Source organism: Helicobacter labetoulli (genome assembly GCF_003670275.1).
Taxonomy (GTDB): domain Bacteria; phylum Campylobacterota; class Campylobacteria; order Campylobacterales; family Helicobacteraceae; genus Helicobacter_C; species Helicobacter_C labetoulli.
On sequence record NZ_QXJF01000007.1, the window covers coordinates 75,207 to 87,192 of the forward strand.

At 38.5% G+C, this 11,986-nt stretch carries 8 protein-coding genes and 2 pseudogenes; all 10 read left to right on the forward strand.

Annotation, left to right across the window (positions count from 1 at the left end):
- The first annotated feature begins 8 nt into the window (after positions 1-8).
- Positions 9-1,318 (forward strand): annotated as a pseudogene (dcuC, locus tag EBF12_RS04670) (C4-dicarboxylate transporter DcuC).
- Positions 1,319-1,491: 173 nt separating this feature from the next.
- Positions 1,492-2,937 carry a catalase gene (locus tag EBF12_RS04675; protein ID WP_121726627.1) on the forward strand — a complete coding sequence of 482 codons (1,446 nt, stop codon included), beginning with the start codon at positions 1,492-1,494 and terminating at the stop codon, positions 2,935-2,937.
- Between the two features lie 40 nt (positions 2,938-2,977).
- Positions 2,978-3,469, forward strand: coding sequence for an ankyrin repeat domain-containing protein (locus EBF12_RS04680; RefSeq protein ID WP_002957319.1), 492 nt, complete (start codon positions 2,978-2,980; stop codon positions 3,467-3,469).
- 143 nt (positions 3,470-3,612) lie between these two features.
- A complete protein-coding gene (gene prfB / locus EBF12_RS04685) occupies positions 3,613-4,716 on the forward strand; it encodes a peptide chain release factor 2 (protein WP_121726628.1) in 1,104 nt (367 codons plus the stop codon).
- Between the two features lie 33 nt (positions 4,717-4,749).
- Positions 4,750-6,288: a DNA methyltransferase gene (locus EBF12_RS04690; RefSeq protein ID WP_121726629.1), complete on the forward strand. Its 1,539-nt coding sequence runs from the start codon at positions 4,750-4,752 to the stop codon at positions 6,286-6,288.
- 293 nt (positions 6,289-6,581) lie between these two features.
- A pseudogene (locus EBF12_RS12310) lies at positions 6,582-7,022 on the forward strand (DNA methyltransferase); the annotation flags it as partial.
- Positions 7,023-7,134: 112 nt separating this feature from the next.
- Positions 7,135-9,126 (forward strand): DEAD/DEAH box helicase, encoded by a 1,992-nt coding sequence (locus EBF12_RS04700; RefSeq protein WP_279629417.1) that lies wholly within the window; start codon positions 7,135-7,137, stop codon positions 9,124-9,126.
- Between the two features lie 272 nt (positions 9,127-9,398).
- Positions 9,399-10,073, forward strand: a complete 675-nt coding sequence (locus EBF12_RS04705; protein ID WP_121726631.1) for a chemotaxis protein — start codon at positions 9,399-9,401, stop codon at positions 10,071-10,073.
- A gap of 45 nt (positions 10,074-10,118) precedes the next feature.
- Positions 10,119-11,477 carry a peptidase U32 family protein gene (locus EBF12_RS04710; RefSeq protein ID WP_121726632.1) on the forward strand — a complete coding sequence of 453 codons (1,359 nt, stop codon included), beginning with the start codon at positions 10,119-10,121 and terminating at the stop codon, positions 11,475-11,477.
- 67 nt (positions 11,478-11,544) lie between these two features.
- Positions 11,545-11,898, forward strand: a complete 354-nt coding sequence (locus EBF12_RS04715) for a glycosyltransferase family 2 protein (protein WP_121726633.1) — start codon at positions 11,545-11,547, stop codon at positions 11,896-11,898.
- The last annotated feature ends 88 nt before the right edge of the window (positions 11,899-11,986 follow it).

Below are 11,986 nucleotides of genomic sequence, written 5' to 3' on the forward strand. Positions count from 1 at the left end.
ATAAGCGTATTATCATAGTTTTGACACTCTTAGTGGTGGTTGGCACGGGATATTATGTGCTAAAGGCATATAATCCTATTTTTGTTTTGCTTTTCTCTGGCATAGTTGTATTGTGTGGGGCGTTTTTTCTCTATGGTGCGGAAGTGCCACTACCTAAAAATACCCCTTCTCAATGTGTTTTTTTAGATGTGTATAAATTCCTATCAGCTACTTTTGCAAAGACACTCAGAAGTTGGATTGATTATTATGTCTGTGGCTGGGTTTGCTACATATATGAAGCATATCAATGCCTCTCTTCAAAACTCGCCTTTGTCGCAAATGCCCCGTTAGGCAAAATCAAAAATAAATACCTTATCCTAAGTGGGACTTTTGTGGTGGGTATGATGCTAAAGATTGTTATTTCAAGCTATGCTGAGCTTATTTTGTTGCTGTTAGCGAGTATTTATCCTGTGCTTATCTCTCTTGGAATCCACCCTATCACAGCGGTTTCTGTGCTATCACTCATTACGCTTGATTATGGTCCAAAAGATGGCAACTCAATCAATATGGCAAAAATGGTAGGGGGAGCCTGATAATGTTGTGGGATTATTTTTGAACTATCAGTTATGGAGTGTTGTGGCGTATGTTGTTATTATCGCTCTTGTGATACCGCTGTATTATGCGTATGTGGATAAAAGAGATAGAGCAAACTCATCGGCTGAAAATGTAGAAGTTGCAGAAATTACCAACCCACAATGCCCGTTTTTTATATTTTATTGCCGTGGCTACCTATTGTGCTGCTATTTGGGACATATTTTGTTGGAATCAAGCTTGATGTGGTGAGTGCAAATTTTATCGCTATCTCTTTTTGCTTTTTGATTGAGTTTATACGCCATAGGGACGGCAAAAGAGTGAGTGAAGATATTGTTGTGGTGCTAAAGGCAATGGCAGAGATTTTTGTCTCTGTGGTGAGTATTATCATCGCTGCAAGTGTGTTTGCTGAAGGGATAAAGGCTTTAGGCGGACTTGAAGTCATAGTGGGGTATTTGGCAAGTATGGGGAATGTCGCCGTGCTACTTTGTATCATCGTGTTAAGTTTCCTTGTCTTTGGGATTACAATCATTATGGGAAGTGGGATAGCGGCACTTAGTGCTATTGGAAACATCGCGGCAAATCTCGCTCCAAAGCTTGGCATTAAGTCTATTATCTTGGTTTTACCCCTTGAGATAGCTTCTTGTCTTGGTAGGGCAGCTTCACCCATTGCTGGTAGCATTTAGCCCTAGCTGGATTTGCCAAGCTAGAGCCTTTGGCGATTATCAAACGAACCTTGCCATTATAGCAAAGTTTTTATTTGAATTTTCAAAAATTTGTCTTTAAAATTTAAAAAATTACAAGATATGTGAAAATCAAAAAATATTTAAAAAATTTTATTTATCAATAATTTTTATTGTATAATATTTTTTAAGCAATATATATATTCACTGCTTAAATTTTTAACCAAAAGGAGACGAAATGGCAAATTTCAAGTCATTAACCACAACCACAGGACGCCAAGTTGGCGATAACCAAAATGTAATGAGCGTAGGACCACGCGGACCGCTACTTTTGCAAGATACTTGGTATTTAGAGAAACTAGCGGCATTTGACAGAGAGAGAATCCCCGAGCGCGTAGTGCATGCACGCGGAAGTGGCGCACACGGCGTATTTGAAGCTACTGCTGATATTAGCAAATATTCAAAAGCAGCGGTATTTAAAAAAGGCACAAAAACGCCTATGTTTATTCGTTTTTCAACCGTTGCCCCAGAGTTAGGCTCAGCCGATGCGGTGCGCGACCCTAGAGGCTTTGCAGTGAAATTTTACACTACGGAGGGAAATTGGGATTTAGTTGGCAATAATACGCCTATTTTCTTTATACGCGACCCCTACAAATTCCCAGATTTTATCCACAGCCAAAAGCGCGACCCAAAAACACATATCCAAAACCCTGAAAGGTGGTGGGATTTTTGGTGTCAAACCCCAGAGGCATTGCACCAAATCACCTATCTTATGGGCGATAGAGGCATACCTGCAAGCTACCGCAATATGAATGGCTACGGAAGCCACACTTTTAGTCTTATCAATGACAAAAATCAGCGATTTTGGGTGAAATTTCATTTTCACACAATGCAAGGGATAAAAAACCTCACAAATGAAGAGGCGGCAGCGATTCGTGCGGTAGATATGGATTCTCATCAACGCGATTTGTTTGAGTCAATCGAAAAGGGCGATTATCCCAAATGGAGAGTTTCAATCCAAGTAATGCCCGAATCAGAAGCAAAGACTTATCGATTCCACCCATTTGATGTAACAAAGACTTGGAGTCATAAGGATTATCCGCTTATTGAGATTGGTATTATGACACTTAATAAAAACCCAGAAAATTACTTTGCCGAAGTTGAACAAGCCGCGTTTAATCCCGCTAGTGTGGTGCCAGGCATTGGGTATAGTCCAGATAGATTGCTTCAAGGCAGACTCTTTGCTTATGGGGATACACACCGCTACCGACTAGGCATTAACCACCATCAGATTCCGATAAATGCGCCAAAATCCGCGCTTAATTCTAGTGTGCGCGATGGCTATATGACAAATGGCTCGTATGGTAGCATTCGCAATTATGAACCTAGCGTTTTGGACGGATATAAGGATAATTGGAGTTTAAAAGAGCCGATTTTAGACCCGCTAAACTTTGAGAGTGAAAGCAAACTCGGGCAGTGGGATTATAGAGAAGATGACGATGATTACTACACACAAGCGGGCGATTTGTATCGGCTAATGAGTAGCGATGAGAAAGAGCGGCTTTGTCAAACTATTGCTGGGACAATGAAAGGTATAAACGAAAAAATCATTAAGTTGCAATTAGAGCATTTTAATAAGGCTGATAGCAACTATGCAGCAAGAATAGCTCAGCTTCTAAAATAAACTTAAGGGCAAATCTGCCCTTAAAAATAAAAGGAAAACAATGAATTTGACTAAAGAAGAATATGAAAAAATGCAAGAATTTGTTAAATTTTCTTTTGATTTTGCGAGGCAAGATGATGTTCATTCTTTAAAAATTATGTTAGAAAATGGACTTAATGTAAATTTGGCAAATCACAAGGGCGACACACTTTTAATGCTTGCAAGCTATCACAACAGCATTGAATGTGTGAAATTGTTGCTTGAATTTGGTGCAAATGTTGATAAGGCAAATGATAAAGGACACACGCCACTTGCTGGAGTTTGCTTTAAGGGTTATGAGGAGGTGGCAAAGATTTTGCTTGAAAATGGGGCAAATCCAAATGGCTTTGAGGGGCAAGGTGGAGCTTTAAGTCCTATAAATACAGCTATAATGTTTCGTAGAAAGGAAATTTTAAGCTTACTTTTAAGATATAACACTCAAAAGCTTCACTTTTGGCAAAGATTGTTTCTTAAATTTAGCCCTATTAAAGACAAAAGAATTCAAAGGCTTTAGAATTCTGAAAAATACAACGGTTAGTTTAACTGTCAATATTGTCGTGGCGTGGAGCTTTACGCTGTAAATATGCTGCAAGTGCAAGAAGTTTTTAGATTCTATGCTAGAATCCATAGTTAATATTTTTGGAATAAAGGCATACAATGGATTCTTATGAATACGGCGAGTTGTTAAAAACTCTGCAAAATAAAGCACAAAATATAGCAAAGATTCTAAACCCAGATTTATTACAAAAGCGACTTGATGAGATTAATGAGCTAGAATCTCATCAAGAGTTTTGGAATGACGCAAAAAAAGCAGGGGAAATCACAAAGCAAAAGCGAAAATGTGAGCGGATTTTAAGCACTTATGCGCAGATGAAAGCCGAGCTAGATGACGCAAAAGAACTATTTGAGATAGCACAGAGTGAGGGGGATTCTAGCACTTTGGAGCTATTGTTTGAGAATGTAGAATCCTTGCAAAGCCATATACAAAAGGTAGAAATTGAGGTTATGTTAAGTGGGGAGTTTGATTCTGCAAATGCCATTATTACCATTCAGCCCGGAGCCGGTGGGACAGAATCACAAGATTGGGCTTCTATGCTCTATCGTATGTATTTGCGTTGGAGTGAGCGGCGGGGCTTTAAAGTGGAGCTGCTAGATTATCAAGATGGCGAGGAGGCAGGCATTAAGGGGGCGGCATTTATCATCAAAGGTGAGAATGCCTATGGTTATGCCAAAAGCGAAAATGGTGTGCATAGGCTGGTTAGAATCTCCCCCTTTGATGCTAATGCCAAGCGACATACAAGCTTTGCTAGTGTGCAGGTAAGCCCGGAATTGAGTGAAGACATAGACATTGAGATTTTGGATAAGGACATTCGCATTGATACCTATCGTGCCAGTGGTGCGGGCGGTCAGCATGTGAATAAGACAGAATCTGCTATCCGCATAACGCACTTTCCAACAGGCATAGTCGTGCAGTGTCAAAATGATCGCAGTCAGCACAAAAATAAGGCAACGGCTATGAAAATGTTGCAAAGCAAACTCTATGAGCTAGAGCGGCTAAAGCAGAGTGAAGGCGTGGCAAATGCCGAAAAAAGCGAAATAGGTTGGGGACATCAAATCCGTAGCTATGTCCTAGCCCCCTATCAGCAGGTAAAGGACTTGCGAAGTAACTTTGCTACGAGCGATACTGATGGCGTGCTAGATGGTGATATTGATGACTTAATAGAATCTGTGCTTGTTTTGGGTGGAGATAAAGGCGAGTGAGATTCTAAAATCACATAATCAAAGGAGACAAAAATGCAAAACCTACAAAGCGACCATAAGATAATCTTAGATGGGCTAAAGCAAGAGCAAATAGCAAAAATCAAACAAAGGCAAGAAGATAAGATTCTAGAAAAAGAAAATGCCGAGTTTCTTATCAAACTTATAGAAAACGCAGAGTCTAAAGAAGATGTGCTAAAGCTTTCAGCCTTAGGAATGAGCCTAAAACGCACAGGCTTTCACTTTGATGTGCGATTAGAAAAGAGCGATAGGACGATAAAGTATTTTGTGAAAAATGAGAAACTAAGCTTTGAGCCTTTAGGCGAAGCAGAATCCACAAAAGAAAGCGATTCTAAGATTTTAGATGAGAAATTAGCGTTTTCAAGCGATTGTGCGAGGAGTTACCTAAAGGGTAATGACGAAGCACAATCGTGCAGAATCGCTGATTTATCGCTAAAAGCTGAATCGCAAAAGATAACGCATACACTCATTATCGGCGATAATTACCCCGCCCTTTTAAACCTACTCATTGAGTATAGGGGAAAGGTAAAGGTGATTTACATTGACCCCCCTTATGGCAAGGACGACTTGGGCGAGTTTGCTACGACAAATTATGACAACGCCATAACACGCGATAATCTTCTATCAATGCTTTATCCAAGGCTTTGTCTAGCTAAAATGCTTTTACAAGATGATGGCGCGATATTTTGTAGCATAGATGATAAGAATCAAGCCTATGTCAAAGGGCTTTTTGATGAAGTCTTTGGGGAGGGGAATTTTGTGGCGAATTTGCCTAGATTGACAATAAAAGGCGGTAAAACACAAACTGATTTATTTACAAAAAATCTTGATTATATACTTTGTTATGCGACAAAAATTGACAATATAACTTTTAATAAAATTAGTATGGTTGGAGATTCTGCTTTTAAATATAGCGATAAATATGAAAATGAAAGGGGTAAATACCACACAAAACAAGCACTTGATACAAGTAGTTTGGGTTATGTGCCATCTTTAGATTATCCTATCACCCACAATGAAATTACATATTATCCCGGTGGAACTAAAGAGCAAAATGGATTCCGTTGGACTTGGTCAAAAGATATGTATGAATTTGCATTACAAAATGATTTTGTTGAATTTAAAAATAATAGAATTTTTCCAAAAAAATATGAGTTTGCCTCTATTGAAGGGGATTCTAAAAATGGTTATTTTATAGAATTAACCGAGAAACAAAAAAACTATTCTCAAATCACATTTGTTGATAATATTTTTTCAAATAGATATGGAGATTCCGACCTAGAATCTTTAAATATGAAAAAAGCTTTTAAATATCCCAAACCCGTAAATCTTATAAAACATTTACTCAAAATATCCACAACAAACCCTAGCGATTATGTGGATTTTGCTTGTCATACTGAGTCCTTAGGCGAAGTATCTAGCACAGAATCCACAAGAGATATTTCGTGCTTACGCACTCAATATGACAAGAAAGTAGATTCTCAAAATGACAATGTAAATTCTTATGATAATGCCACAACTACGGGGGGGGGGAACTCTCGCCGCATAGCCTAGAATCTAGTAACGATAGCAAAGCAAGCCAAAGCATAGAATCTAAAAAAGTAGATTCTAGCGATATGGATTCTAGTGTGGATTGCCACGATTTTGCTAATGCAAAATCTCGCAATGACGACAAAGCAGATTCTAAAGCACAAGCAGAATCCACAAGTAAGCAGCAAGAGACAAAGGCGGAAGCAGTTGAGATGAGAAATTGCGGTTTTCAAGGTGGAGGCGAAGGGAGCTACCTAAGCGGTAGTAACCGAGCCGACACCGCAGAATCCGCGATTTATCGCTCAAATGCAACGCCTGAGATAATCCTAGATTTCTTTGCTGGCTCTGGCACAACCGCCCACGCCGTAATGGAACTCAACCGCGAAGATGGCGGCAATAGAAAATGTATCCTTGTAACAAATAATGAAAAAACAAGCATAAACCCAAATGGCATAGCTTGTGATGTAACCACAAAACGCTTAAAACGCATAATGAGTGGCTCTTGCTATGATGGTGAGAAAAACACGCCTTATGGTGATGGGCTAGAAGTGCTAGAGATAGAATCTATAAGTGATATGGATTCTAGTGTTTTTGACAAGATTGATGAAAAGCTCTATGGCAAGGACTTTGCAAACTCTAAACAAGAAAAGATTCAATGGGTGTGTGAGAACTTTGAGGGCACTTGCAAGAGTTTAGAATCTAGCGATATGGATTCTATGGATTGCCACGATTTTGCTAATGCAAAATCGTGGCAATGACAAAAAACTAGATTCTACAAAAAGGGGGGAGTAAATGACACAAGCTGCCTTAGAACTGCAAGAAAACGCGGTGCAAAGCTTACTCTATCTAGCAAAGTAAAATCAAAAGGACATAACGCTAAAAGCCCCCACAGGCAGTGGAAAAACAAGAATGATGGCAAATTTTATGAATGCAATGCTAGAACAAGATTCTAATGTGATATTTTTAGTTTCCACACTTTCAAAAGGCAAACTTGCAATGCAGAACTATGAAAGCTTTGTAGAATTAGCAAATGCGTGTATTTACCCAAAGTTAAAGCCCTTTTATATCAGCAGTGGTGCGGAAAATGGCGAGAACAAGAATAGCAAAAAAACGGAATATGGCATAGATATTGACACAAAATTTAATGTCTATGTCCTACCGACAAATCAATTTACAAAAAGCAGTAGAATCTATAAGGAAAGGGCATTGCTAAAGTTTCTACAAAACATAAAAGAGAGTGGCAAAAAGATTATTGTAATTCGCGATGAAGCACATATTGCTACAAATAAGCTAGAAAATGAACTGCAAGAGTATTTTAGCTTGATTCTGCATTTTTCTGCTACGCCAAAGAATGATAGCTTTGATGTAGAGATAAAAGAGAGTGAAGCGGTGGAAGCAAAACTCATCAAATCTGTGGAGTGGTGTGGGGATAGTGAAAGAGATTTACAAGAAGATTTAGCAGAGGCACTAGAGAAGTTTAAAGAGCTTAAAAAAGTGTATGAAACGCAAGGGATAAATCCTTGTTTTATTGTGCAAATATCTAATAAAGGTAAGGCAGAAAATGAGCTAAAAATCATCAAAAAAGTCGTGGAAGAAAGGGGTTTAAAGTGGGTGTGCTTTGTGGAGAAAGAAAAAGGCTATGAGACAAACACAAGACTAGATAAGGTAAAAAACAAATCCCTATGGCAAAAATATGTCAAGGAAAATAGCTCATTTATTGATGTGGTGATTTTCAAAATGGTGATAACTGAAGGCTTTGATATGCCTAGGGCTTGTATGCTTTATCAAGTGCGGGATTCTAAGTCAAGTAGCTTAGATATGCAGGTGATTGGGAGGGTTAGGAGAAATCCTATGCTAAAAGAGTTTGAAAGGCTAGATTCTAAAACGCAAGAAGTCTTTAGCAAAGCATATATCTATGGGATACAACCTAAAGAAAATGGCAAGAAAAAAGTATGGCTAAAAGGAGAGAAGCAAATCTATGATCATTTGTATAAAGAGCAGACAAATGAGATTATCAAAGAGTTTCGTCCCTTTTATGCGACTATGTATAAAGAAGTGCCAAAAGAGCATATTGATATAGAATCTTGTATTAGTCCGCTACAAGAATATGGGTTTAAAAAGTCCATTTTTCAAGCTTATAGAGAGATACAAAAATGCGATGATAAAGTGAGAGAAAAATACGCAGAATATGTGAAAGATTTTGAGCATTTTTATAGCTTTAGTGCGAGTTTGGATTCTATTAAAAATAAAGTAAAAAGTGTGGTGGAAAACTACGATGAGTATTTAGAATCTAAGTGTGTGGAAATACGCGAAGATGTGTATAGCTTCTATGAAGAAAGTGAGTTTAGCATAGGGAGTGAGAGCTGGATATGGGGAAGTGATAATGATGAGTTTGGGCTTGATTCTAAAGCAGAAAAAGAGTGGTGTGCTATCCTTAAAAGCCTTGCTAAAACTTGTGCGAAAAGCATAGAGATAAATGGGGATAAAATCTATCTTTTTGGGAAAAACTTCATAGATAAATCAAATATAAAATATGAATATTACGATGAGAGAAAGCGAGTGAGCTACCCGGACTTTATCTTTAAAGATAGGGGAGATAGAATCCACATTTTTGAAGTAAAAAGTGTGAATGTGAGCAGCAGTCAAAATGGCATTATAGAGCAGGACTATGAGCAAAAAATAGAGCGATTAAAACAAGCCTATAAATATGCGAGTAAAATCACGGGATATGTGTTTTATCTGCCTGTAAAAGTGGGGCAAGATTGGCAGATATGGTGTGCGAAAAATGGGCAAACTTTGCACGAGAATATGAATAGGGCGATGTTTGAAGCAAAGATGAAAGAGAGCTTGCAAAAGATTTAACTTGAACATCTTATCTATTCATCATATATTTACAAAAAAAGCAAAAGCTAAATAGCAAAGTGCTAAAAATGCTACAAAGAATACATTGACTAGAGATGATATTGGTGAGGTTATAGAATCTGTGCTAGTTTTGGGCGAGAGCAAAAGCTAAGTAATAAGTTTCAGTGTGGGGAGTGAGTTTGATAAAATTGCAGTGATTTAGAATCATCTTATAAATAATAGGGTATAATCCAAGCTTAATTTTGTCAAAGTTTCAAGAGTAAGGATAGACAATGACGCAAGAAGAGCTAGATTCTCTAATGAATGGAGAGCCTGATATTGCTCAAGTAGATGAGGCTCCAGAGCAAGAAGAGGAATTTAAGAAAGAGACTTTTGATCCAAATGATTTTCGTGTAGAGGCGGATAAGAAGTGGCCACCACCACCACCGACAGAAGATCACAAAGTTGTCCATCAGCTTGATGAGGTAACAAAAGATACAGAAGTCAAAGGCACACAGATTTTTGATCAGCTTGAGATTATGGGCGATGGATCTGGGAAGATTCAAAAACAAGCCAAGAGTCTTAAAAAATACCTTGAAACACAAGGAGAGCTTTTCTCTAAGCTTTGTGTGGCTTTCCCACATATTCAAAGCTTTCAAAATGCGTTAGAATCTACGCAATCAGCTAAAGATAATATCAAAGAAATTTTGAATGCTTCAGATGACATTAATGACGCATCTATGCAAGCTATGGATTTGATGCAATATCAGGATATTCATAGGCAAAAGATTGAACGCGTCATCAATGTAATGCGTGCATTGGCTCAATATATGAACTCGCTCTTTGAAGGTAAAATAGATGATAGTAAGCGTGTAAGCTCGGCTGTATTTATTGCAGGGGATAATAAGGAAGATGTAGCAAATGAAGAGGATATTGAAGCATTAATCGCTTCATTTGGTGTAAAATAATAGCCCCCTACCACAATTTATAAATTTTATTTTAAAGAACAAATTATGAATCTGCAAAACAAACTAGAATCTAAAGATACGCCCTCTAAAAAGGTGCAGCTTCTCTCACCTGCAGGGAATTTGCATAAGCTAAAAATCGCCCTTGCATATGGTGCGGACGCAGTGTATGGAGGGGTGAGCCACTTCTCCCTACGCGCAAGAGCGGGCAAGGAATTTAGCTATGAAGATTTTGCCAAAGGTGTGGAATACGCTCATAAGATGGGCAAAAAGGTATTTGTTACCATCAATGGTTTTCCTTTTAACTCCCAACTCAAGCTCTTAGAATCTCACATTGCCAAAATGGCTGATCTATCCCCTGATGCGTTTATTATGGCAGCTCCGGGGGTTGTGCGTTTGAGCAAGAGGATTGCTCCGCACATTCCTATCCATCTCTCTACCCAAGCTAATGTCTTAAATGTGCTTGATGCCGAAGTTTTTTATGAAATGGGTGTTAAACGCATTGTTGCTGCGCGCGAGATTAGCCTAAAAGATGCAATGGAGATTAAAAAGCATTTGCCGGATTTGGAAATTGAGATTTTTATACACGGCAGTATGTGCTTTGCATTTTCTGGGCGATGTCTTATCTCCGCGTTGCAAAGTGGGCGTGTGCCAAACCGCGGAAGCTGTGCGAATGACTGCCGATTTGATTATGAATATTTTGTGCGAAATGTGGAGAACGATGAGCTTGTGAAATTTGATGGCAAAGAATTTTATGTCAAAAATCCCGATAATGGTGTGATGATGAGACTAGAAGAGGAAGAGGGCTTAGGGACACATATTTTTAACTCTAAGGATTTGAATCTAAGCGGACATATAAAGGAGATTTTAGATTCTGGAGCGGTTGATGCGTTAAAGATTGAGGGCAGGACAAAGTCAAATTACTATGCAGGGATTACTGCTAGGGCGTATCGTGCGGGTATTGATGGCTATTATAGTGGAAAAGTGGATTCTAGCTTTTATACAAATGAGCTGCAAACGCTCAAAAATCGCGGATTTACCGATGGCTACATTATCCATCGCCCTTATGAAAAGACAAATACCCAAAATCATCAAACTGCCATAAGTGAAGGGAGCTATCAAGTCAATGCTGAAGTTGATGAAAGCGGGCAATGGGCGGTGTGCAAGCATACCATAAGGGTGGGCGAGGCAAAGGAGATTGTCTTGCCTTTTGGGTGTGATGTGGTATGTGGCAAAAGTGAGCTAGGAGAGATTTTTAGGGAAAATGGCGTGTGGTATATGCGTTTTGATAGAATCTGCTTGCAGGATAATAAAGAGCTAGATTCTATCCATAGTGGCAATACTAATGCCTTTAAACTCCCTTTACCTTTGCCGCCATTTAGCTTCTTGCGTGAGAAGATTATGTAGCAAGAAAAAGCTTTGCATAATAAATTTATGCGAGAAGTTAAAACAATTTTATTTTTAAAGGATTGTTATGCAGACTGCACGGACTTGTAAGGATAAGTGCGTTGGTATTGTTGTGCCAATGTTTAATGTTGCACCCTATCTTAAGGAAAGCTTGGATTCTATTCTCAATCAAAGCTATCCGCATTTTTATGCGATTCTTATTAATGATGGTAGCACAGATGAAACGCTCCAAATTGCTAAGGAATATGTAGCAAAGGATTCTCGCTTTGTGTTAGTTGATAAAGAAAATGGTGGCTTATCAAATGCACGAAATGTGGGAATAGACTATTTTAAAGGAGCATTTGTTAAAGAATACACAGATTCTGCTTATTCACAAGCAATTAAAGCGTTTAGCTGGTGGTGGTGGGGGGGGGGGTTTTAATAGTTTAAATAATATTACGATTTAGGTTTAAAAAATAATTTTTAGGGGCTGTATAACCAAAATCCCGTGACCGAGAGAATTACGCTTG

Coding starts and splice junctions, on each gene's coding strand:
- EBF12_RS04675 (WP_121726627.1), top strand. CDS start 1,492: ATGGCAAATTTCAAGTCATTAACCACAACCACAGGACGCCAAGTTGGC.
- EBF12_RS04680 (WP_002957319.1), top strand. CDS start 2,978: ATGAATTTGACTAAAGAAGAATATGAAAAAATGCAAGAATTTGTTAAA.
- prfB (WP_121726628.1), top strand. CDS start 3,613: ATGGATTCTTATGAATACGGCGAGTTGTTAAAAACTCTGCAAAATAAA.
- EBF12_RS04690 (WP_121726629.1), top strand. CDS start 4,750: ATGCAAAACCTACAAAGCGACCATAAGATAATCTTAGATGGGCTAAAG.
- EBF12_RS04705 (WP_121726631.1), top strand. CDS start 9,399: ATGACGCAAGAAGAGCTAGATTCTCTAATGAATGGAGAGCCTGATATT.
- EBF12_RS04710 (WP_121726632.1), top strand. CDS start 10,119: ATGAATCTGCAAAACAAACTAGAATCTAAAGATACGCCCTCTAAAAAG.
- EBF12_RS04715 (WP_121726633.1), top strand. CDS start 11,545: ATGCAGACTGCACGGACTTGTAAGGATAAGTGCGTTGGTATTGTTGTG.